This is a genomic window from Alteromonas sp. IB21, from assembly GCF_016405965.1.
Lineage (GTDB): Bacteria > Pseudomonadota > Gammaproteobacteria > Enterobacterales > Alteromonadaceae > Alteromonas.
On the sequence record NZ_JAEFCD010000024.1, the window covers coordinates 39,035 to 63,270 of the forward strand.

General features: G+C 43.8%; 21 protein-coding genes. 9 read left to right on the top strand and 12 right to left on the bottom strand.

Going from position 1 to position 24,236, the window contains the following annotated elements:
• Window positions 1-101: 101 nt before the first annotated feature.
• The 8 genes from upp to JC525_RS15310 form a co-directional block, all read right to left on the bottom strand.
• On the bottom strand, window positions 102-731 hold the full coding sequence (gene upp, locus JC525_RS15275) for a uracil phosphoribosyltransferase (protein WP_105931563.1): 630 nt from the start codon (window positions 729-731) through the stop codon (window positions 102-104).
• 213 nt (window positions 732-944) lie between these two features.
• Window positions 945-1,166: an XRE family transcriptional regulator gene (locus JC525_RS15280; protein ID WP_198816596.1), complete on the bottom strand. Its 222-nt coding sequence runs from the start codon at window positions 1,164-1,166 to the stop codon at window positions 945-947.
• Between the two features lie 386 nt (window positions 1,167-1,552).
• Window positions 1,553-2,083, bottom strand: coding sequence for a WbuC family cupin fold metalloprotein (locus JC525_RS15285; protein WP_198816597.1), 531 nt, complete (start codon window positions 2,081-2,083; stop codon window positions 1,553-1,555).
• Between the two features lie 125 nt (window positions 2,084-2,208).
• Window positions 2,209-3,114 (bottom strand): hypothetical protein, encoded by a 906-nt coding sequence (locus tag JC525_RS15290; protein ID WP_198816598.1) that lies wholly within the window; start codon window positions 3,112-3,114, stop codon window positions 2,209-2,211.
• Window positions 3,115-3,125: 11 nt separating this feature from the next.
• A complete protein-coding gene (locus JC525_RS15295; RefSeq protein WP_198816599.1) occupies window positions 3,126-5,399 on the bottom strand; it encodes a galactose oxidase-like domain-containing protein in 2,274 nt (757 codons plus the stop codon).
• A gap of 144 nt (window positions 5,400-5,543) precedes the next feature.
• Window positions 5,544-6,551, bottom strand: a complete 1,008-nt coding sequence (ylqF, locus tag JC525_RS15300) for a ribosome biogenesis GTPase YlqF (protein ID WP_105931558.1) — start codon at window positions 6,549-6,551, stop codon at window positions 5,544-5,546.
• 32 nt (window positions 6,552-6,583) lie between these two features.
• Window positions 6,584-7,372, bottom strand: a complete 789-nt coding sequence (locus JC525_RS15305; protein WP_198816600.1) for a TrmH family RNA methyltransferase — start codon at window positions 7,370-7,372, stop codon at window positions 6,584-6,586.
• Between the two features lie 92 nt (window positions 7,373-7,464).
• Complete coding sequence (locus tag JC525_RS15310) at window positions 7,465-9,495, bottom strand: aminotransferase class I/II-fold pyridoxal phosphate-dependent enzyme (RefSeq protein WP_198816601.1); 2,031 nt, start codon at window positions 9,493-9,495, stop codon at window positions 7,465-7,467.
• Between the two features lie 196 nt (window positions 9,496-9,691).
• Here JC525_RS15310 and JC525_RS15315 point away from each other — a divergent pair, with 196 nt between their 5' ends.
• From JC525_RS15315 to JC525_RS15350, 8 genes are all read left to right on the top strand, one after another.
• Window positions 9,692-10,033: a hypothetical protein gene (locus JC525_RS15315; protein WP_198816602.1), complete on the top strand. Its 342-nt coding sequence runs from the start codon at window positions 9,692-9,694 to the stop codon at window positions 10,031-10,033.
• Window position 10,034: 1 nt separating this feature from the next.
• Window positions 10,035-10,241 (top strand): hypothetical protein, encoded by a 207-nt coding sequence (locus JC525_RS15320; RefSeq protein WP_198816603.1) that lies wholly within the window; start codon window positions 10,035-10,037, stop codon window positions 10,239-10,241.
• A gap of 106 nt (window positions 10,242-10,347) precedes the next feature.
• Window positions 10,348-11,004, top strand: coding sequence for a crotonase/enoyl-CoA hydratase family protein (locus JC525_RS15325; protein WP_198816604.1), 657 nt, complete (start codon window positions 10,348-10,350; stop codon window positions 11,002-11,004).
• A 335-nt stretch (window positions 11,005-11,339) separates the two neighbouring features.
• Window positions 11,340-12,161 (top strand): META domain-containing protein, encoded by an 822-nt coding sequence (locus JC525_RS15330; RefSeq protein WP_198816605.1) that lies wholly within the window; start codon window positions 11,340-11,342, stop codon window positions 12,159-12,161.
• Window positions 12,162-12,804: 643 nt separating this feature from the next.
• Window positions 12,805-14,271, top strand: a complete 1,467-nt coding sequence (gene betB / locus JC525_RS15335; protein ID WP_198816606.1) for a betaine-aldehyde dehydrogenase — start codon at window positions 12,805-12,807, stop codon at window positions 14,269-14,271.
• 21 nt (window positions 14,272-14,292) lie between these two features.
• On the top strand, window positions 14,293-15,945 hold the full coding sequence (gene betA, locus JC525_RS15340) for a choline dehydrogenase (RefSeq protein ID WP_198816607.1): 1,653 nt from the start codon (window positions 14,293-14,295) through the stop codon (window positions 15,943-15,945).
• A 164-nt stretch (window positions 15,946-16,109) separates the two neighbouring features.
• The gene (locus tag JC525_RS15345; protein WP_198816608.1) at window positions 16,110-17,327 is read left to right on the top strand and encodes a BCCT family transporter; all 1,218 of its coding nucleotides are present in this window, start codon (window positions 16,110-16,112) and stop codon (window positions 17,325-17,327) included.
• 192 nt (window positions 17,328-17,519) lie between these two features.
• Window positions 17,520-18,242: a TorF family putative porin gene (locus tag JC525_RS15350; protein ID WP_198816609.1), complete on the top strand. Its 723-nt coding sequence runs from the start codon at window positions 17,520-17,522 to the stop codon at window positions 18,240-18,242.
• A gap of 141 nt (window positions 18,243-18,383) precedes the next feature.
• Here JC525_RS15350 and rlmF read toward each other — a convergent pair whose 3' ends face one another.
• Window positions 18,384-19,358: a 23S rRNA (adenine(1618)-N(6))-methyltransferase RlmF gene (gene rlmF, locus JC525_RS15355; RefSeq protein WP_198816610.1), complete on the bottom strand. Its 975-nt coding sequence runs from the start codon at window positions 19,356-19,358 to the stop codon at window positions 18,384-18,386.
• A 408-nt stretch (window positions 19,359-19,766) separates the two neighbouring features.
• Here rlmF and JC525_RS15360 point away from each other — a divergent pair, with 408 nt between their 5' ends.
• Entirely contained in the window at window positions 19,767-21,098 is a 1,332-nt protein-coding gene (locus tag JC525_RS15360) for a M24 family metallopeptidase (protein ID WP_198816611.1), read from the top strand.
• Between the two features lie 201 nt (window positions 21,099-21,299).
• On the opposite strand, the gene JC525_RS15365 is transcribed toward JC525_RS15360, so the two are convergent.
• From JC525_RS15365 to JC525_RS15375, 3 genes are all read right to left on the bottom strand, one after another.
• Window positions 21,300-21,767, bottom strand: a complete 468-nt coding sequence (locus tag JC525_RS15365) for a DUF3718 domain-containing protein (RefSeq protein ID WP_105931541.1) — start codon at window positions 21,765-21,767, stop codon at window positions 21,300-21,302.
• 321 nt (window positions 21,768-22,088) lie between these two features.
• Window positions 22,089-23,201, bottom strand: a complete 1,113-nt coding sequence (locus JC525_RS15370) for a hypothetical protein (RefSeq protein WP_159120129.1) — start codon at window positions 23,199-23,201, stop codon at window positions 22,089-22,091.
• Window positions 23,202-23,249: 48 nt separating this feature from the next.
• Window positions 23,250-24,050, bottom strand: a complete 801-nt coding sequence (locus tag JC525_RS15375; RefSeq protein ID WP_198816612.1) for a PaaX family transcriptional regulator — start codon at window positions 24,048-24,050, stop codon at window positions 23,250-23,252.
• Between the last annotated feature and the right edge of the window lie 186 nt (window positions 24,051-24,236).

Here is a 24,236-nt window from a genome sequence, read left to right on the forward strand (position 1 = left end):
ATTGTAACACCTTCTTAAACGTTTAACCCAATAAATTTAACGTTCTAAACACGCCTCATTTAACAAATCATTAAACAACTTAATATTAAGGTTTATTACGTTTATCGTGTCCCGAAGATTTTATCACCGGCGTCGCCAAGTCCCGGCAATATGTAGCCCTTTTCATTTAATCGTTCATCGATAGCAGCGGTAAAAATATCAACATCAGGGTGTGCTTCAACAACAGCCTTAATACCCTCGGGAGCCGCAACAAGAAAAAGCCCCATGATTTTGGTACAGCCTTTTTCCTTTAGTAGGTCAATGGTTGCAATGAGGGTTCCGCCAGTGGCAAGCATGGGATCAACAATAAGCGCAGTGCGCTCATCAATGTTTTTTACTACCTTGTCAAAATATGCCACAGGTTGCAGTGTTTCCTCGTCACGATAAAGGCCTACTACACTGATCTTGGCGTTCGGTATAAGCTTGAGTACCCCTTCAAGCATTCCAAGACCAGCGCGAAGAATTGGCACAACCGTTATTTTCTTTCCTTTAATCTGCCTCACTTCGACGTCGTCGCCGGACCAACTCTTTATCGTCGCTCTCTCGGTAGGTAACGTTCGTGTCGCTTCATAGGTCAGCAGGTTCCCTACTTCTGAAGCTAATTCGCGAAAATCTTTGCTGCTAATTTTAGCGTATCGCATAAGCCCGATTTTATGGGCAATAAGCGGATGGGTAATTTCGTGAACGGCCATGTAAGACTCCTTGTAATCGATTTAACGACAGTTTACCCCATGGGTATTTTAGTTAAAGCGATTGGTCGTAAAAACATGCCTATTCGTTTCATTAAAATTGATTTTCATTATTACACGCTATTTTTTAAAGGCCTTCATGCAGTATAAATTAACAGACTATGCAACTAAGCTATAAAAGATACCTCGGTAGAAACTATTCACCAAAGACAGTCGCTACCCTACTCGTAGGGTAGCGCCATCTGGCATCGTCACTTCAATCTTCATAGTGCCGCCAACCGCTGCTAAATAAGCCGCAGCCCGCTGCAATGACACATCTTGAATTCTCTTCGATTCTAATTTGCTTACGCCCGAAGCGGTCACTGATAACGCCATTGCTACCACTTCTTGTTTAACTCTATGTTGCTTTCTAATGTCACCTAATGTGATTTCTTTCATTGTTTTTTACCGAGAATTACGGGCATTAAAAAAGCCCAGATGGTGATACCTTCTGGGCTTTTGCAAAACGTTCTACCTGCAGTGCCCAGAAGCCAATACTTGCCCCTGAACACCGACGGTCAGGTGCAATCAGTAATTAAAATTGTAAAAATAACCAGTTGAAACGTTTTGCATGATAATTCTCTTTTCACAATGTGCTTGTACAAACGACCCTGTGCCGCGACTGAGCAAAATGTTGAGGCTTCGGTGCGTTTCAAAAATACAGCAGCGGCCTTCTGTCACTTATCCTTAACCATACCATGTCGTTAAGCAATAGCAACGACTTTCCAAACAGGAAAGTGTTTGTGCGCTTCGATCACGCCTTTCATATTAGTTTTAAAAAACATCTACAGAACACCTACAAAGTCCCCTTCTTTGGCACGCTTTAGCGCATCCAAAAATTGTGGAACTAAATGACTTCCTTCCTCGGGCGACCAGGGTGCAAACCCCTTATCATCTGTAGCCTCATAGGGGCCCTGTTTTACTTCCATAAAAACAACCGGGCTATTGCAAACTGTTGCATGCCAGACATTTGGAGGTATTTCCACACCGCTAGTCTCCCCGCCTGCTTTTAAGGTAGTTCTTTCCACCAGTTGCCCTTCCTTCTCGTTATCGAAAAAGAGAATATCTAACTCACCTTCAAGTACCATAAAAAACTCCCACTTATGAGACTGTACATGCCGATGAGGACGTACATAAGAGTCTGGCATCATGGCAATAAAAAGGCGCTGAACGACATCTTGATATGTTTTGTGAACATTAAAGTGGGAGCGGCGGCGTGCGCTAGTCTCAGCTTGAGATTTAAGCGTTTCAAACAGTGTTTTATCAAAGCGGGTTGCATTAGCCTGGTGTACGTTGCTCTGTTTTTTATTGCTCATGTTTATATCTGACAATATCTTCCCCTTTAACTGCTTGAAAAAACGAAAAGTGTTTGCGCAAAACAACTGCGCAAACACCAAAAAGCTATCGCTTACGTTACTTTTGCAAAAAAAAAGTTGCAAGCTTAAAGGCGAGCTATCTCTACCCATCCTCCCTGAATAAACTTCACTTTTTTATCTTGGTGACAGAAGACAGGAATTTTCCATTTTTCTTGTTCATCGTTATCTAAACGACTGTCTGGCCATGTATATGCCGCTTGTGTAGAAAGCTTCACCCATTTAACTTCAGAATCCACGGGCGAACGACCAAGTTGTTTCCAGCCTTCACTTTGCGTGTTTGCCTCTACGCCGTGTGGACTAAATCTGAACATGGGCTCGTCGTATTCATCAAGTACTACCATGTGATGGTCGCCCTGATAACTTACCCTTATCGCTCGTTCAGGACCAGGAATTACCATAGCTGTAAGGTCTGTAATAGGCGCCGCTTTATTGTCTACCGTAACTAACGTGCGCTTGCTCGGTGGCGCCAGCGATTTGAAATACCCAGAAAGCTCTTGGCGCTTGCCGTTTACCGCTAGCGCAATACTCCAGCGTTCTGCGTGTTCATCAGTTTTTTCTAACCGTTTATCATACCAACCGTAGTAGTTCCGCTCGCTAACTTGGGTCCATTTTGACTCGAGCTTTTGATCTGTTACCCACTCTGGCAAAGGTCTGGGCCCTGCGGTTTGTACTTTAAACCACATAGGGTGGTCCCAATTGGCATAAACACCACTTTTTGTGATGCGAATGAAAGCCTCATTGTCATCGCCCAGCACTTCTAATTTTCCCTCGCCGTCATATTGCACAAGTATTTCGTTTCCCAAGGGCGAACTTTGTATTTGGGACAAAATAACGGCTTCGCTTTTACCCCGCTCATCTATAACAGGGAGCCACTCTCCGGCGACAGCTGACGCCCCATGCGCGTAAACGTTTGAGGATATAAAAGAGCATGCTAGGAAAAATGCTAACACGGTAGTAAATGTCTTAATCATGATTACTCCCCCTAGTTACACATTGCAGAAAGTTCGCCCGTCACCGTGATAGTCTTTGACGCTGATGGAACTAATTCGCCATTTTCATCACGAGCGTTAACAAAAAGCATGTAATCGCCAGGTGGTACTACAGCTTGCTGCGATGGCATTTGTACGACAATCCTATCTGTATTGTGACGCACTATGGGAAGAACTACGCTGCGCTGGTCACCATCGATAAGATGGGTAATGTTTGTTCTTCGTATCAGCACCACTGACTCGATATTGGCATTCATTTTGGCGGTTGCTGCATCTGTGTTTTTCAAGCCAATACTAAGACGTTCGCCCACACCAACAGCCTTGTTTTTTCTTCCTATAGCGGGTCTGTCGCCAAACATATAGGCAGGCTTATAGATTTCAAAAGAAGGATCTCTGCCATCGTTTGGTGAGAAGCCCGGTAACGTAACGCTGTATGCATATGCGGTATTAATGGGAGCATGTCCACCTATTAAGACACTACCATCTGGCAACAATGCAGCAGAGTTGTGATACGTACGCGGTCGATTTTGCTCGGCAACCTGTCTAAATGTTTCTGTCTCAGGGTCGAAAATTTCAGCTTTCAGAATAGGTTTTCCAGCACCTGGTAGCACCACCTCATCCCTGTCTGCTCCCGATACGACTAAGACCTCTCCTGTGGGGAGCAGTACACCAGTACCGTACCAACGACCTTGCTGTAGACTTCCCGTTGAGCGCGAGTCATACAGCATTTTTTCACCGTCAATGGTCACCGAGTCGATACGCGCCAAGTTTGTACCAACATACAAACCAGGGCTTGTTGCAGCAACACCAGTTAATACACCACCGGCGGTGAGAAACTCTGTTTTACTGTAAACCCCATTATCATCTGGCGTTAGTGGCATCATCATTGAAAATGTGGAGCCTCGAAAACCAGCGCCTAACAGTGCCTGCACATCAGCAAGCCTGTATGGGTCGTCAATGATGGGGGCTAGTGCGTCAAATGGATTAGCAATAAATTCTTCCGTTAGACCGGTAAGCAACCCATTTAACGATGTGCTTGATTCGGTATTGGTTATATTAAGAAAACTTGTAAGATCTCCTATACCCGCTTCGCTTAAGTGAAGTGGTAAGCCGGCAAACCCAAGGTCAGCCCACGTTTTAGATTGAGGATCGTAAGCCGCTACTATATTCCAAAGCGCTTGATCGTAACTCTGCCCAAATGGATTAAACGCCTGCCCGCCTCCGTTGTAGAAGACGTGGCCATTAGGTAGCAAGTGTAATCTTGGATACAAGGGTAACGAACGTTCTGCTAACGGGCCGTTGTCCTTCCATTCCCCGCAAGATGTATCGTAGGTTTCGGTAACCGTAACATTTCTACCTGAGGTTTCTGGGCGGGTTAAATAAACGGGCTTCACGAGCTTGGTAACACCACTAGCAACCAGTACATTGCCGTTAGCTAGTGATAAAGCGCTTGGATACCAGCGCCCAAAGTTCATGTCGCCTGTTTTTCGCCAGCTATTATCTTCGGGATTAAAAATACGACTGTTTTTCAAACCTTCTAGTTCAGACAGTCCAAAATTAATCGGCTCGCCAAGTAAGCTCGTACTTACTCCTGGTTCGTGGTAGTAGTCAGTGCCGCCTACTGCCATAAGTTCTCCGTTGGGCAAGCCAACTAAATCAGCACAGAAAAGAGCGCCGTCGTTGTTGGTTCTCTCGTCATCTGTGTTTAAATCAAGTGGCAGGGATGTACCTAAAAAACCGGTTATGTCACCAGTAAGGGTTTCAGAATCATTTCCATCAGGGTTGGCGCCAGCGTCTACAGGAGAAGGCGCAATCCAACTCGCACTGTCATTTTTCATGGTCAATACGCGAGTTTGGTCGTTTATAATGGCAGAGCCTATTTCTAGTAACGCGTTGTACTCAACGTTTTCAGTACCTTCCAATGCGTTAAAATAAAGAATACGCCCATCGTTTAGTAGTGCCAAGCTGCCTGCTGCAGGTTTGCACTTGAGCACACCATCTTCATTCTCTTCGCACTTACCGTTATCTGGGTAATTGTTGAGAGGATTAGTTATGTTGGTGTTGTCTTGATCGGGGAATTCACCTGTAACCAACGGCTCTTCGAATGGGTCAGTGAAAATTCCCTGCTGTTTACACGCAGCAATATTTGAACATTCTGGCGTGACGATTGGCACTTTACCTTTGTTGCGTTCAGCAAGCGCAAAGTGAGAGGTTATACTTAAAGTAAGTAGTGTAAGTGTGGGTACTAAAAGTGGACGTTTGTGCATTGTGGCATCCTATTATCGTTGAGTTATCACGCCGTTTAACTTGAGCGAACCTGTTCAGGAAATGCCCAAATGTAAACAGCATGTAAACCAAACGTCTAAGACGAATGCTTGGATGCAGTTTTTTTAAAATTAGTTTTTAATTTTTTATTTCTTGTTACCCGCGCGCATTCTGCGGCTCTGTTCTTGGCGCTTCTCTTCTCGCTTTTCTTTTCGGTCCTTTTTATCTGGCGTCAGCGAGCCTGTTTTAAATTTTGCTTTACGATTAGCTTTTGCTTCAGCCTTCTTAATCGCTTCCAGCTCCATTTCTTTTTTCTCAACTTCTAACATTTCAGGGGTTTCTAACGTAATTCGCCCTAGCTTGCCTGACTGCAGTTCTTTAAGCAGAATTTCACAAATTTTATGTAGGTTTACTCGTCCACCTGCCTGAATTGCTCCGCGGTTTCTCGCGGCGGCCTCTAAAAACTCAATCTCTGTGTCAGGCAACTCTTCAAGCTTGTAACGCTCTTTCATGACGTCGGGATACGCTTTAATTAGATAATCAGCAGCAAAAAAACCAACATCATCGTATTCCATTGCTGTATTTTTAACGGCTCCCGATGAAGCCAAGCGGTAAATAGAATGCGGATTTTCTAATTTCGGCCATAACACCCCTGGCGTATCAAATAAAATAATGCCACTGCCCAAATTAATACGCTGCTGACTTTTAGTGACAGCAGGCTCATTGCCGGTTTTTGCGATAATACGCTCTGCTAATATATTGATGAGCGTTGACTTACCCACATTGGGAATGCCGGTAATCATTGCTTTTATCGCTTTGGGTTGGCCTTCTTTGTAAGCACAGATACTCTTAACAAGCTGCATTATCTGCTTACTGTTACCAGGATTGTCACTTGATGTTGTAATCGTTTTTACGCCGCGCTCTTTTTCCAAGCTTTCCTGCCAGCGGGCAGTTATCTCAGGGTCGGCTAAATCATATTTATTCAGAATTTTAATACAGGGTTTATCACCGCGTATTTTTGCAATTTCTGGGTTTTCACTAGAATACGGAATACGTGCATCAAGTACTTCAATAAGAATGTCTACTTGACTAAGCGACTCTTTAATTTCTTTCAGGGCCTTGTGCATGTGGCCAGGGAACCATTGTAATGCCATGGTTAATTCCTATCGTGATCGAGTTGTAAACGCTATGCCGAACGGGTCAGCTCGTATGCGCAGACATTGACAGCGCTAGCTAAATTTAATGAGTCTATGTTGCCACTTCCGGCAATGGTATATGCTGTTGCGTTAAGCGTTGAAAGCGCATTTGAAGGCACTCCACGTGCTTCATTGCCAAACAGATAGCACTGATAATTACCGAAGGTCTCTGAGGTGATATTGCTACCATCCATGTCTAAAAAAGCGAAGCGTTCAAATCGTTCTGCCAAACTTTCAAGCGGCACATTTAATTCCATTTTGACGTGAAAAATAGCCCCCATGCTAGAGCGCACGACTTTAGAATTGTATGGGTCTACGCTGTTTGGGCTAAGCAGTAACGTGAAATTACCAAACCAGGCTAGGGTTCTTAGTATAGTGCCTAAATTGCCTGGATCTTGAACCTCATAAAGGTAGATGTACTTTTCGGTGCTGGAACTGTTCGCAATATTGCTAGATGTTGACTGCTCTGTACTTAACGTAGCGTTGGGAAGCGGAACGCGAGCAATAATACCTTGTGGTGACTTCGTGTCGCTTAGTTGCTGCATTTGTTGCGACGATACCGTTTCAACGTTCATCTGAACATTAGATGGAAGTACGTATTCTCTCACCCACGGCTCGTACTCAGCCGTGATATAAAGCGTGATATCGCCGATACTTTTACTCTTGTGTTGAGCAACGTTAATTAACTCTAGGACTAAGTGCTCCCCTTCAACTAAATAGAATCCGAACTGTGTTCTAAATTTTTTTTGATGAAGCTTTTTCACGTCACTTAGTTTCATTTGCATCGCCTTTTTATAACTTTCGGCGCAAGTGTAAGGTAAGTGAAAGAAAAGGCAAGATGACATTGCATCTTGCCGCTAGAGCATGGCGGTCAACTTTCATCAACAACATAAATTTCACCATCATAAATTCCTTGCACGGTAAGCTTTTGACTTGCCAACGCCTGAAGATAATCAATGTGCGCCTGTTCTACTTTCTGCCCTGGAACAATAAGCGGAATGCCTGGAGGGTAAGGGGTAATTAAGCCAGCCGCCGTGCGGCCGATGCTGTTCTGCCATGCGATTGCTTCGCGCTTGCTGAAGAACGCTTTTGAAGGCAGATCATCTAACTGAATGGGTGGAATATCTGCTGGCAGCGGGCTTTTATTCTTGCGTTTACTTAAATTAACTGCGCCATCGTCCAGACGCTTTAAAGCGTTATATAGTCTTACGATTTTAGAACGCATTCCGCCTAGCGTGAGCAAAACTAGAATCGTGCTATGGGTAAACTTCTCTATTTCTAACCCGACCTCATCCATCAGGAATCGATGTATTTCTTGATTTGAATACTCAAGCGCAGACACATCGATAAGTATTTTAAGCGGGTCATGTCCTATGTTGTCACTTTCAAAATGGGAAAACATTTTTGCGAAGTCGTCAGTTGACAATATTTTAAGGCGCTTGAACTTAGCCATTTGCGATTTAAGTTCGGCTACGTTACTTAATAACTCATTGAGTATTTTGTAGCCTTCCATTTCCAGCTGCTGACGGCACACATCAAGCGACGCAATTAACTGATATTTAGGCGACGTACTGGTGTGAATGGCAAACACTTCTTTAAAGAAGTCTTTATCGAAATCAGGGTCGTTAACGTGGATAAAAGACGCTTGGGAAAACGCCGACACCACTTTGTGCGCGGAATGCGTTACATAGTCTGCGCCAGCGGCGATGGCTGAATAATCTCGTAAAGCCGGATGAAATAGGGAGTAAGCAAACCAGGCTTCATCTATAAAGACTTTGATATCGTGTTCATGGGCAAGTTTAACCACTTGTTTCAAATCGGTTAGCAAGCCGTCATAGGTACAACCGGTCAGGACGATCAGCTTGGCGTCGGTGTTCTCTTCAATTAACGACTTAATTTGCGCCATTTTAGGCGGTGAAAAGATCCCGTATTCTGGATTAAACACACTATCTAGATACACTGGCATGGCACGCGCTTGGATAATGCCGTAGTGCACTGACTTATGGCAATTTCTATCGGCAATGACTTTGTCGCCCTCGCGCAACAGCGTTTGCAAAATAATTTTGTTAGACGTAGAAGAGCCGTTGGTAACGAAATAGGAATGACGTACTTCAAATGTATTCGCGACAGCCGCTTGCGCTTTGCCTATAGCGTGAGTGCCATCAGATAACGAGCCTAAAGAATCAACGCTTACCGATAAATCGCTGACGAATACATTACGCCCGAAGAAGCGGTAAAAGTCGCTGATATAGGGTGAATTTCTGAAACTTGCACCGCCACTGTGCCCTGGTGTGTGCCACGAATCATTAGCTTCTACAACGTAATCTTTGTATTCCGTCCAAAATGGTGTCTCGTTTCTGTCATCAAAATCGTTAATGATGTAACCGAGGATTGATTCCGGATCTGAGATGATATCATTGCGATAGAAGAACGACTCGATACCGTTAGCTTGGTTTACGATATCCAAGCCCTTAACCGCATCGCCCAGCACATAAACGGGCAGTTCTGGTCTAATACGCTTAATAGCATCAATGACTTTGGCGTTATTCTCAACGGTGGCGCCAGTGCTTGAAAGTAGCTCTTCACCGGGCTTCTCGTCATCAACCGTATCCTTTGCCTTACTACCTTCCGATTGCTGACTTCCTTGCGCTGGAAGGTTGAGTAGGCTGGTTTCTGAAAGTTCACTGACTCTTGCGACCACATCCCAACTAAAAACTACCGCCTGAATATCACCGTCTTCACGAACAAGCTGCAGCGCCTTTGCTACTGAGCTTGCCTCTAACAAACTTATTTCAACATCGCTTCTATCAAAGTAGTTGATAGTATTACCTATGCTTGAGGTAATTTGTTCGAGCAGGTCAACAGCATCTTCTATAACGAGTATTTTCAAATGAGGGCGCATTAAACAACCATGTAGTAAAAAAGAGCAAATTGCTCTGAAATCAAAAAGACTAAAATTAGTGTAACGCTGAAATTATTCGTTGTCGTGTAAACTCTTTTCTAAACCGAATTAAGATTGCAATGGCACTACTAATTCAAGCTATAAAAATACCAACCCTTTTTTTAGCCATGTTTTGAATAACCAGCGCTCCAGAGCTATGAAAATCAGTCACACTCCCTTCGTGTCAGCAGAACATGAGAAAAGCCTCAAACAGTTTTTGCATTACGCAAAAAATGTATTGCCTTCTATTGCAGCAACGAAGAAAAATAGTTGGCCAATACACAATGACCACTGCTTCATGCGGGTCATTTTGGATAATGTTTGCGGATGCCCATGGTACGACGTTATTCGCTCCCCGGCCTATCCAAATCTTTCAGAGGAAAAAGCCATTGCTGCGGCGCAGCTTGCTGAGCGCATAGCGTGCGAAAGTGTATCACTTCACACGCTAAACGAACGCTCTAAACAGTGGCGAAAAAAACAATATCGTTTGGATTTTTGAAATGCCAAGAAGAACGTCTCTTTTTGATGCAAGTAGAATTGAAGATGCGCAAGACTTAGAGGATGTTGTGCAAGATAAGCGCGCTTCCCGGCGAGCTAATAATGCAAAGGCACGTCGCAGGCAGCGCCGATATAAAAAGAAGCTTATTGCAGAACTTCCCCGAATAATCTCCGATAATCAGGGCACGTACCCCGAAGATGATACATAAAGCACTATCATAATAGATATCAATTACCTACAATCACTGTTAGAAAGTTGCGCTTAAAAAAGTGTAACGTACATTTATCCCTACCTTGAAAGTTACAGGACATACCATGGCGTTTAATTTAGCTATTAATAACGATATTGCAGTGATCACCTTTGACGACGGAAAAGTTAACGCCGTGAGCTTTACACTTATCCAACAGTTCAACGACGCGCTTGATGAAGCCGAGAAGAATGCAAAAGCGGTTGTACTTCATGGGGGTGAAGGTAAATTTTGCGGTGGATTCGATTTATCGGTTATGAAAGCAGACGACAAAGCAAAGCAGCATGAGTTAGTCTCAAAAGGGGCTGAACTTATTGTCAGACTCTACAGTTTTCCCCTGCCGGTTATCGTTGCGGCTGAAGGTCACAGCATTGCAATGGGTGCAATTATGCTGATGGCGGCCGATTTGCGTATCGGTAAAGATGCAGATACTAAATATGGACTAAACGAAACTGCCATTGGCATGGTACTTCCGCCGTTTGGCATGGAGTTGGCAAAAGCAAGGCTGGCGAATACGAGCCAAACAGAAGCGTTGCTTTTCTCTCGAATTTATCAAGGTATTGAAGCTGTTAAAGCAGGATTTCTCGATGCAGCTGTACCACAGGATCAGGTTTTGGCAACGGCAATGGGTTATGCGGAAAAGCTTAAAATGTTGCCTAGGCAGTCGTTCGCTGAGTCAAAGCTACAGCTGCGTAACGAGACTATAGAAAAAATGAAAGCCTAGGGCCATTGATTGGGTGTTCGGAGCAACGCGTTAACGTTTATAGGGTTAACGCGTTTTTCCCGAAATACGCCACTACTTTACTGGGCCAGAGCGGCGCTCTATTTCTTCTTTGAGTGCCTTTCTCAAACCTAACTCAAAGCTCAGTTCCGCAAGAACAAACAACGGCCCGATCGCTAACCCCATAATGTCGTCGACAAAGGCTGTTTTTTAGCCCTCAAAACAATGCCTAACGTTCATGGTCTTCTTTAGCCCCTTAAAAACATAAACAGATACTAAATGAACTAAGAGGCATTGCGAGACTCATAGCGCTAGTAGAAAAACTAAATGGAGTCTTGATGACTAATAAGATGTACTTTGGGGCACTGTTTTACACAGGCTTACTATCGCTGGCTGGGTGTAGCTCAAGCTCTTTCTCTGATTCGGTTTCTCCTTCAAGTTCCGAAAATCCTTCACACGCCGCCTCTGTTATTGCAATGAACGATAGCTACTGGCAGGTTGAAAGTATTCAGCAAGGCGGAATTATTGACTATAGCCATGTGACTATGAGCATAGACGATGGTCAGATAAGCGGCAGTACGGGTTGCAACCGTTATACAGGGGCGGTCATGGTAGAGGCAGAAAGCGAAGGGCTCTCAGCATTTACAATCGACACTATTGCGTTGACCAGAAAGATGTGTGCACCTGCGCTTATGAAGCAGGAGCAAAAATTCGTTGAGGCGCTTAACGAAACTCAGTTGTATTCCGTAGACAGTGGTACGTGGCTAGTTCTTCTCAACGGCGACAAAACAGAAACCATCAAAGCAATGTTAACGTCTGAAAGCACGGCGGATACTGACTATCAATCGTCACATAATGAAAAGAAACTAACGGCACCTGTTAACCAAAAACAAGACGTCATTGATACAAAGCAGACAAATAACACAAAACGCTATACATGCGAGACCCCTAGCGCGAACACGACCACCCTTGAAGTAAGTGCACTTGGCCCGGATACGTTGGGGCTATCGCTAAACAATAGTCTTCACATTGTTCAATTATCCCGTTCTGCTTCAGGGGCGAAATACACAAATAACAAGAATGTTGTGTATTGGAACAAAGGTGATGACGCGATCCTTTCAATAAACTCAGGAAGCTATCACTGTAATCTTCTTAAATAATCAAACCCATCTTATATTAAACAATATCGATTACGTATGAAGGCGCTTTTTAAAACGCGCCTTCGTTTATTTTTGCGTTGCAATTCGCGTTCACACACTCAGCACAATCTTCTGTATTAGCACATTTCATTGTACTACTTCGTCACTATTGGCTTTCTCCTTAATTAGTTTCAGCTAAACATTTCTATCAAGGTATCGAACACTGCCTTACCACTCCTCATATAACCGTTAATATTCGATATTTTTTAATGTTTGCAATTTTATGCATATAAATCTGCAACTTATAAACTAAAACCCACTACCAAACATGCTTTAAAACACGATATTTACGTGAGCCCAAGTTGAAATAATAGTTAGAGCACTATACAATTTATTTTTTATTGAACAGCCAATCAAAATAAAATCACTCATTGGCAAGCGTTAAACCTAACGTCGAAATAGCCTTTAATGGCTTGAAACGGCATTAAAGGTAATGGTGATTTTAATATTGCGTGAACCGTTTGATACAAGTCGAGCGATCTTCGTATAAAGAAATAGTTTCAACACTATTCATCGTTTTGAAACGGAGTTCGTGTATCAGGTTTTTTCTCGCAATTTATTGGTGAGTATATTCAACACCTTTTTTTAAAGTAGGAGTTTATGCATGTCATTACCGACTTATCAGAATTTCATTCACGGCAAGCCGATGGCAAACAAAAGCAAAGAAACCTTTGCAGTAACCAACCCCGCAACCGGTGAAGTAATTTACCACGTAGAAGTGGCTGATGAGTTCATTCAACAAGAAGCAATCAAGAGCGCTAAAGAGGGATTTGCGGTGTGGTCGGCAATGATGCCGATAGAAAGAACCCGCATCCTTAATAAAGCGGTTGCACTGCTTCGTGAGCGTAATGACGAGCTAGCTAAACTTGAAGTCCTCGATACGGGGAAACCCATCCAAGAAGCGGACTGTGTTGACATTGAAACCGGCGCTGATGTTATTGAGTATTATGCAGGACTTGCCCCTACTCAGTTAGGAACCCAGCAGCCTGTGGGCGGCGACTTCTTCTATACCCGTAAAGAAGCGCTGGGTATTTGCGCTGGTATTGGTGCATGGAACTACCCTATTCAAATCGCATGTTGGAAGTCCGGTCCGGCACTTGCTGCGGGCAATGCATTCATTTTCAAACCGTCTGAAGAAACCCCAATGGGTGCACTTAAGTTAGCGGAAGTCTTTATTGATGCAGGCGTACCTGCTGGCGTATTCAATGTAGTACAAGGCGCAGCAGAGGTGGGGCAGTGGCTGACAACAAGCCCCGACATTGAAAAAGTGTCGTTCACCGGTGAAGTAGGCACAGGCAAAAAGGTAATGCAAAGCGCAGCCGCATCTAACTTGAAAGACGTTACGATGGAGCTTGGTGGTAAATCACCGCTGCTAGTGTTTGAAGACGCTGATATTAGCCAGGCCGTAAGTGCAGCTATGTTAGGAAACTTCTATACCCAAGGTGAAATTTGTACAAATTGCACCCGTGTTTTTGTTCAGCGTTCTGTGTATCAAGCCTTCATTGATGAGCTTAAGACACGTACCGAAAACAACATCGTCATGGGCGACCCATTAGATCCTAATGTAAACCTTGGCGCTCTTATCTCTAAGAAACATCAAGAGTTAGTGCTTGGCTATATAGCTAAAGGTAAAGAAGAAGGCGCAACACTACTAACTGGCGGCAACGCGGCGTCTCCTGAGTCTGCACCCAATGGTTTCTTTGTAGAGCCAACTATTTTCACAGACTGCACCGACGATATGACCATTGTTAGAGAAGAGATCTTTGGTCCGGTGATGAGCGTGTTGGTTTTCGATGACGAAGATGAGGTGATCGCACGGGCCAACGGCACCGAGCTAGGTTTAGCGGCCGGTGTGTTTAGCAAAGACATTCAGCGCGCGCACCGCGTTATCCAACAGCTACAAGCCGGCATTTGCTGGATCAATGCATATGGTAACTCTCCTGCTGAAATGCCCGTAGGCGGCTATAAACAGTCAGGTATTGGCCGAGAAAATGGCGTAGAAACGCTTAATAGCTACACACAAACCAAGTCGGTTTACGTAGGTATGAGCCAAATCGAAAGCCCGTTTTAAGAAGCTATTCTAGGAGCAGATATGCAGACATTTGATTATATTATCGTAGGTGCAGGTTCAGCTGGCTGTGTGCTGGCTAACCGCCTGTCAGAAAATCCGAAACACAAGGTGCTGCTGCTTGAAACCGGTGGCTCAGACAAAAGCATTTTCATTAAGATGCCAACGGCGTTGTCTATTCCGATGAATACCGACAAATACGCGTGGCAATTCAATACAGAAAAAGAGCCGTATTTAAACAACCGTGAAATGCACTGCCCACGCGGAAAAGTATTGGGCGGCTCATCATCCATTAATGGAATGGTATATGTTCGCGGCCACGCTAAAGACTTTGATGAATGGGAAGCTCACGGCGCAGAGGGCTGGAATTATCAGGCCTGCCTACCTTATTTTCAAAAAGCGGAAACCTGGTATAAGGGCAACGACGCTTATCGTGGTGGAAATGGCGAACTCGGCGTTAACAATGGTAACGAAATGAAGAACCCACTTTACACAGCATTTATTAAAGCCGGCGAACAGGCAGGTTACGACATCACTAGCGATTATAACGGTAAGCAGCAAGAAGGCTTTGGCCCAATGCATATGACCGTGAAAGACGGCGTGCGCAGTTCTGCAAGTCGTGAGTACCTTGACCCAGTTAAATCGCGCAAGAATTTAACCATAGTGACCGGCGCACTAGTTACTAAGGTAGTGCTAGAAGATAAGGTTGCGAAAGGTGTGGAGTATGTGGTTAACGGTAAAACCGAAACTGCAGCTACATCTAACGAAGTGATCTTGAGCGCAGGCTCTATCGGCTCGCCACACATTCTGCAACTTTCCGGTATCGGCGATAAAGATATTCTTGAAAAAGCAGGCATTGAAGTTAAGCATCACCTGCCTGGCGTGGGCCAGAACCTGCAAGATCATTTGGAATTCTATTTCCAATACAAGTGCAAGCAGCCAATTACGTTAAACCGCAAACTCGGACTAATTTCAAAAGGGTTAATCGGCGCGCGCTGGTTGTTGAACCGCTCTGGTCTAGGTGCAACGAATCACTTTGAATCTTGCGCGTTTATTCGCTCGAGAGCAGACGTGGAATGGCCTGATATTCAGTACCACTTTTTACCAGCTGCAATCCGTTATGACGGTAAGTCTGCGTTCGACGGCGATGGTTTTCAAGTGCACGTAGGTCACAACAAACCTAAAAGTAGAGGTAGTGTCACTATTCAGTCGGCTGATCCAACGGTGCCACCTAAAATCCTATTCAACTACTTGCAGCACCAAGATGATATTGAAGGGTTTAGAGCATGCGTAAGACTGACAAGAGAAATCATCGCACAGCCAGCATTCGACGACTTCAGAGACGGCGAAATTCAGCCTGGCGAACACATTCAGACGGATGAAGAAATAGATACCTTCGTGCGTGAAGCCGTTGAGAGTGCTTACCACCCATCATGTTCGTGCAAAATGGGTGAAGACGACATGGCGGTAGTAGATTCTAGAACCAATGTGCATGGCATTGAAGGTTTGCGCGTAGTGGATTCATCTATATTTCCGACGATTCCAAACGGAAACCTAAATGCGCCAACCATCATGGTAGCGGAAAAGGCCGCGGATATAATTTTAGGCAAACCTGTTTTGCCACCGCAGAATGTAGCGGTAGATATCCACCCTAGTTGGCAAACCGAGCAACGCTAGACTTTAAATAATTTTGCACCAGTGTGTTTTCATATGACAAGCACACCTTCCACAGTGCTTATACGCTGCTGTCATAAGGCGACGACGTATAACTGGGTGGACTGTTTAATAACGAAAAAAAGGAAAAAACATGTTTTATTTTTATCAGTACTGGGAGGGCGATAATGACAGTATGGCTTAGTGCAGGCATTATTTTCACTCTACTTTCTATAGCTTACATTTTATATAAATGGGGCAACATGAAAGTGGTTGGCGTAACGCCAGTCAGAACTTTTACCTTTATCGCTATTCTTTTTACCTCGGGTTTAGACGTGGGCCTTATCATGTTCCCGCTTACTGAATTTGCAGGTTATGCTGACATAAGCGCAAGTCCTGAATATGCATTCACCAATCCACTGGCTATCGAGTTCGGTTTTTGGGGTTTCTTAATTTGGGGGTTTTACTTTCTTACTTGCTTTTATTTCTGTGTAATCGAACCAAAAGTTAAGTTCTTTGAGCTACCGCTAGTTAAATTCGTCAACAATGTGGTGATCATCGGAACCTGCGCTTTCACGGCGTTTTTACTCTTGTCCAATCTGCCGTGGTATTTACCCTCCCTAGGAGATGGTGAATCAGTTGTCCCCGCGTTTTATTTGATAGTGTTTGCAGCTATTGCCTTTGCTGTTTATTCAAGTACCAGTATTAAATATGTTCGTATTTTAAGCCTTACCACCACGTGGGTATTCATCGCACTAATTGTTGGTATGTGGGCGGCGGCCTTTGTATTTGGTGAAAGTGAGATGTCGGCGTACTTTGCTAATCTAGGTTTGATTGGCGGTTATTTTGCCAACATCGACAACTTTGTTTTACCTATCAATGAATATCACGAGTTTTACTTATTCTGGTGGTTTAGTTGGAGCATTATGATAGGACAATTTACGTCGCGCTTTGTAGGTGGTCTCAAAACGTATCAAGTCATGTTGGCGATGATGGTCATTCCATCTATTCCAATTGCAGCGTGGTTCTCAGTCCTTTACCACTACCACAGCGCCGGTATCCCAACTGAAGGGTTAACGAATATGGCAATGGTGTTTGTCGGTATTGTCTTTGTGATCAACTCTCTCGATTCACTCATAAGGCTTTACACCGAAAACCTCAATATGACCGTTGAGCACATAGGTAAAGGTAAATATATTGCGTTAAACATTGTCGCACTTTCGCTGCTTACGCTTTTATTTCAGCTAGACTTCTTACAAATACAGTGGGTGGGTGCGCTGGTTATAGCCGTCTTCTTTAGCTGCTTCGGTTTTATATTGAGTCAGAAGTTTAAATCAGTGACGACTATCAAAACCTCGCCAAAAGAAAACAAAATCGACTTCACAAAAATAGAAAACTTAAATTAGTGAAATAGCGTCTACTGACCTTTGCAATGCGGTAAAGGTCAGTCACGCAAAAGAACAGCACGGTCCCTTATCTTATATTGAGTAGTTTACCTTCTGGATAAACGAGCGTAGTTGCGCCTATAACTTGGGTATAAGCGCAATTGAAATAAGAGATCGTGGATAACACAATAACGAAAAAACAGGTGTTTAATAATGAAAAAACGCAATGCTTTTCAAGCATCCATCCGCATCGTTACTACTGCTATTGTTGCAGTGCTATACTCATCAGCGTCGTTCGCTGACTGGAGCGCAAATATTTCTGCGGTCTCTGATTATACCTTCAATGGCCTAAGCCAAACCCAAAATGATCCAGCACTTCAAGGTGGTATAGATAAAGCTCTCGAAAACGGCGTATATGCTGGCACTTGGGCATCTAACGTGGATTTTGGTGGCGACACCAACCTTGAGTGGGATGCCTACGTGGGTCGTTATCAAATGCTTACTGAGGCTGTCAGCATTGACTATGGTATCGCCTATTATTCCTACCACGGCGGTGACGACTCAAGCGACGGTAATTATCCAGAAATTTATACTAAGTTTGGCTATGCAAGCGACTACGGTAATACAGAGCTTAATTTCTGGTACACGTGGGATTACTTTGGGACAGGCTCAAGACATACAGTAGCGATGGTTGCCCATACCTTCGAACTCGCGCCAAACCATAACGTACGCGCAAGCTTTGATGTGTCTAACTCGCTAGATAGCGACACATGGGTATGGCGTGATGACAATACATCGTTTTATCACTATCGTTTGGCTTACCAAACGAGCTACAAAGGTTTAGATTTCGAAATTGCCGCAGAGAATACAAACCTTGATATAGATACCGCTGACGAACGAATTGTGTTCGGCGTAACCAAAACATTTAGCTTCTAAAGCCTGCTTTAAGCGCTATTTTCTCATAGAAAAAAAGAGCGCTAAGCAAAAGGTATAAAGCGTGCGAACGCCATTAATACTGCGCACGCTTTTTATCGTTTTTCTTGCTGCTCTTTACGGCTAAATCTCCGCTATTCAGCCTCAAAATGACCAAGCTATAAAGCGACTCACCTTGCTCCCCTGCCCCATATCAATGACTTTACATTCACGCGCGCCATAGTAATTAATACTCGTTTTCAGTGGCTTTAAATGCGCGCTTTTCGATACCAAACAGGTAAACCATTCAACATTGTCTTTTACGTTAACACTTTCTTTTATCATGCGTTGAATAAACGCAAGCTCGCCGCCTTCACACCACAGTTCGTTAGCTTGACCCGCAAAATTTAGGTTAGCCTGTTTCGCGACATTTTCTGTAACCTTATTATGCCCTTGTGATTTTGCGCGATGAGCGAACTCCTGCGGTGAACTTGCCGTTAACTTGCCACCACGCTTATGTTTATTACGGGCTAAATTTAATGTTTTTCGATGAGTGCCGTGTAACGCATCTTCTGCAGACTTATGAAAAGGTGGGTTACACATAGTAAAAGTGAAATGCTCGTTATCCTTAATAATGCCCTCAAAAATATGTGCACTATCGGCTTGTTTTCGCACGCTAAATTTATTGGTTAGCCTTCTATTTTTGCTCGCTATTTGCGCAGCACTTTTAACCGCTTGGCCGTCTACATCACTGCCCACAAATTCCCAGTCATAAGACGCCACGCCAATAATGGGGTAAATTGCGTTGGCCCCCACGCCCACATCTAGACCACGAACAGCTAGACCCCGAACAGCGTCTCGCTTTTCATCAGATTGATATAATAAATCGGCAATGCCGTGAATATAGTCGGCTCTACCTGGAACAGGCGGACACAAATATCCTTCCGGCATGTCCCAATATTCAAGCTTATAGTAGTGGAAAAGCAGCGCAGCGTTGAGCGCTTTTACCGCGTTTGGATTGGTAAAATCGATACTCGTTTTGCCACTTTTTGCGCGCACTAAGAAAGGTTTAAGTGCGGGATACGACTGGCACAGCGCATCCATGGGATAGCCGTTTTTGTGAATATTTCTTGGGTGCATGAAGCGCTACTTTTTATTGGAAATTAGAAATTGAGACTGCACGTTATCATCGAGCAACTGGGCGCCACTGCCTCGGGCTGCCACTTTATCGTCGTTATTGTAAAGCCTGCTGCGTTCTGATGACAAACACCTATAGCCAATACACCTCTCTAACGACGTTTCCAAACTAGTCAGCGCCGCTATTTATGCATCAAGAGGTTGAAGTAGTTTCATACAGCCAACTTATATTTACCTTGTTCACCTACACCGCAGCTGTGAGATCAGAATGGCATAGGAAACCTCTATAAGCAGCAGGTTTCATCAAGATATCCTTTCAATTGATTTATATATACAAAGCGTAATTTACGTGTTAACGGTATAAAGAGTAGCCGATAATACAAAAATAACTGCCAAAACAACGGAATGCATATGAAAAAAACCTTATTTTTCCTACTCATCTTTTTAGGGTTCAGTGTACAAGCCAGTTCGGTGCTGTCGATGAAAGAAAGAAGTGTCTTAATTGATAATATTCTTGAACAGCGCTTTAGTGATGTGCTGCCCCACATTATGGAGCGCGAGGGCATCGACATGTGGGTGCTGATGTCTCGCGAGTACAACGAAGATCCCGTCTTAAAAACCATGCTGCCTTCTACTTGGATTTCCGCACGGCGTCACACCATGTTAGTTATTTACAATTCCGGAAATGGCCAACCGCTTGAACGTTTGGCTGTTGCAAGGTATGCGGTAGGATCTCTATTTAAAAAAGCGTGGGATAAGGAAGCGCAACCCGACCAGTGGGAAGCATTGAAACACATTATCGAAGCGCGAAACCCTTCAAAAATTGCCATTAATACATCTGATGCATTTGCCCTTGCAGACGGTATGACATCAACCGAATACAATAGGTTAATGGCCACACTATCTGATGAATTCAAACGTCGAGTGGTAAGCGGTGAAATGCTTGCTATTGGTTGGCTAGAAACGCGTAGTGAATTAGAGATGAAGCACTACCCTGCTCTTGCGCAAATTGGTCATTCGCTTATAGCAACGGCATTTTCAAATGAAGTTATTACGCCAAACGTCACATCCACAGACGATGTTGTGTGGTGGCTTCGAGATCAAACTCGCGCGCTAGGGCTTACTAATTGGTTTCATCCCACCGTCTCTATTCAACGTCAAGACAATGAAGTGTTCGATCAAATCAGTGCATTTAGCAAACGCCCTGGCGAAAATATCATTCGACCGGGTGATCTCATTCATGTTGATTTCGGCATTACCTACCTTCGCCTTAATACCGATCAACAGCAACATGCCTATGTGTTAAAACCGGGTGAGAAAGACGCACCAGCTTCACTTAAAAATGCGCTAAAAGCGGGTAATCAGTTGCAAGACATTCTAACCAGTAATTTTAAGGTAGGCAGAACGGGAAACACCATTTTAAGTAGGTCTCGTGATCAAGCTATTGAACAAGGTATCTCGCCCGCTATTTATACCCACCCGCTTGGTTTTCATGGCCATGCAGCCGGCCCAACCATAGGAATGTGGGATGCGCAGCAAGGAGTACCCGTTCAAGGTGACTATCCAATGTTTGCAAAAACGGCCTATTCAATAGAGCTCAATGCGGCACGCTTTATCGAAGAATGGAAAAAAGAGATACGAATTATGCTGGAAGAAGATGCGTTTTTTGATGGCGAGCAAGTAACGTATTTAGATGGCAGACAGACTGAATTTCATTTGATTTACTCTAATGAAAGTCAATAATCATCGGCGAAGCATTACGCCTATTCCAGTTTTTTGTGAGTTAAAAATGAACTGGCTGGCTAGAATATTAGCCGATGTGAAAAAATTTAAGCAGAGATAAAACCGGTAAAGCGTAAAGTGTCAGGCCTTTCGCCTTTTCAAGTGAAAGGCCATGAAACTGTACAAAATATTAGCAGTAGGTTACTACCCTAAAACCTAGTCTTATTCAGCTGCAGTGCGAACTACTACGTTTTCAGCTTTGTATTCACGAACAAAGTCAGAAATTGTTTTGTGGTTACAAATGATGTTTTCACCTTCCAAACCAAACTTCGCCAGTGCTGCTTCTTTACCTAAAGAAAGAGCTTCTAAACAAGCTTGTGACGCTACGTCTTGATTCTTTGCAACAAGCGCTACGGTTTTTGCGTTTTCAGTCGCTTTATTGTTTCTGTACATATAAGCGAAAGTACGCAGAGACTCACCGTTACAGCGAACAGATGCGCTAAATTCTTCGGCATTAAAGCCATTTGCGCGAATAAGGCGCAGCGCAGGAGCAAAACCTTCTTCGGCCGCAGTCAAACACGCCTGTGTTTCAAAATTTTCGTTAATTGGCTTTAGTACCACATCTTTTGCGAAAGATTGTGTAGCAGCAACAGTTAGTGTTAGAGCAATAGCGAAAGTAGACAGTTTCATTTTTTAAATTCCTATTTTGTAACTTAATTAGATATCACCTAGATGATGCGTACATTATGAACAACACTTTCAAAAAATAAAGCATTTTTTGTAATTTAATTACAGAAAACAAGAATAAAACAGACAGATCACGCCTAAACTGAAAGTTATTTACAAAAAATAACATGTTTCACATAGAATTTTACATATAAGTATTTTTAGTTACAGGTGTCTGGGTACAATGAAACAAAAAAGCGCGCATGAAATCGCTTTCAGCGCGCTTGGTTCAAAAAATCACAACGGGGTAATAGCCGTTACCAAGGTAACCTTTAAAGTCTAAACCTATAAAATGAGATCGTGCATCCAGTTAAGTGATGGCAACTGCTGTTCTGGCTGGTAGAAGAGTCGATTTAGCCTACCCAACAAGTTAACCGAGCGACTTGGATCGTGCGCTTTAACCCTGTGCTCACTCTCGGTAAGCATGAATTCCCATGGCTGAAGATTGAGGTCGTCTACTTCTTCTTGCCTAACGCCCAGTGACTGCAGCGTTGACAGAATTCGTTCGGTTTTGCTTTCAGCAATAGGAATAATCTCGTTGCCGTATAAATTATCAAGCGGCTCGTTTATAGCTTCTAACGTGTGATTTATTGCTGCCCACACCTCGTCGTGATCAAACGCCCATCCTCTAGGTGCATAGTACCCTTCAATCTCCCATTCAAATTCAGCATTGCTAACAGCAATAGAACTTTCCGCTTCAGGAGAATAGGCTAAGTCAGGTTTAGCTCCAATATTGTAGGCATCGACACTCATCGCAACGCAAATAATCAAATCACCACAATGTTGTTTGTTTGTGTAAAGCGCTTCAAATGCCGCTCGCTTAACACCCATCCAACCGTGAACTTTAGATGGTTGTTCAACAAAGTGCCTTACATCATTAGGTAAATCCTCGCCATAGGCATTGATGAGAAGAGGTAAGGGATTTTGATCTGGCGCTTCATCAGGCATCCACACTTCGTATTCTTGTCTGTTATCGGCTTTACCACGACTTTTGATACCGTAAGACAAATTCACAGGGCGGCAAATACTTCTGTCTTCATCTATTTTGTGAAAATACTCAGAACGCATTCGCTTTATGAATGGCGCGTCTAGACCAGCCAACGCTGCCGTTGGGTAGCGATAGCCTATTTCACTATGCTCAACCATGTGTAACGTGGGAATAGCCTGTGTCAGCTTATTCTTCAAGCCCGATAACGCATTAACTCTGGGTAGAACAATACTCCTCTCTGGCTCTATAGTGAGCCTGCTTCCATCTTCGGTTACGAACTTTGGTGTTTTGTGAAACTCATAACCTGCGAAACCTAAAGTGCTCACCGCGGCGTTTCGGTATTGAGACAGCTCACTGAAAAGCGCGGTGTGATTGCGTATATGCTTAAACAAAGGTCTTGATGCGGTCATATTTACTTCCATTTCGGCTACTTCCGTTTTAATTCCAAGGCTACTAACCTAATTTAGGTTCAAAAAGCGATGCCATATCTCTGCGCCCATATCATCATAATGCTTTACCAAATTACGATAATGCTCGCGCATCGTCACATCAACTAGCGGCGAAGGCAATAAAGGGTCAAACACCAAATGATATAAGGCTCTATCTCCTATCACATAGGATTCTTTGGTTGCATCTTCAAGGGATAAAGACGGTAATCGAGCAAGAGATTCCTCTATTTCACGGCATCCGTCTTTATACAGCGACGCTAGGTTTAGATGGCGCCATAGTCCCATCGCCTTACTTTGTGTTTTACTGTCAAAGTCGCTGGCCCTAAACACTAGTGCTTTACCCGACAAGCCAAGTGTGTGAAGCCTTTCTCGAACTTCGCCAACGCCGCCTGAAAAGTTGTTCGGTCTAAGATAAGCGTCGTTTGCCAGCTTTTTCATCCCCACAAGCTTGAGTGCACGTTCGTTATTTCTGTACTGCTTTTTATCACTTTTAGGAAGGGGGCTGGTTTGAGCAACAACCCAATCGTTTTGCCAAGGTACCAGGCCGTTCTCATCCTCTCGCCACTGATGTATTTCTTTAGCAAAACGAATGCCTTTGTCGCCCAGTCTGTAATAGCCTCGCTCAACCAAGGTGATGAGCTGCGCAGACTGTAAACGCGTGAGCGTAACGCGAATGTTGTTTTCAGAAATCCCAAACAGCGCCCCCACGCGTACAGCTGCACTGGCATTCATTTGAATATTGTCACGGGAGCCCAATAGCTTTAGCAGTAGCTTTCGTGCGACGGGCTTTCTCTCTTTATCTAATTGCAAACTCTTTTTACTTCTTTGTCTCAGATAGGGGCTAAGTTTTAAGCGAAATCTAAGGTGGCATCAGGCTAAATGTATATTCGTTCATCATCATACAAACATGCGCCAGGCACAAACATTACATGAATTGTTAATTCGCAAATATTAATGTAATGTTTTAGCGGAGTGTTTTAAGATTGCGCTCTAAAG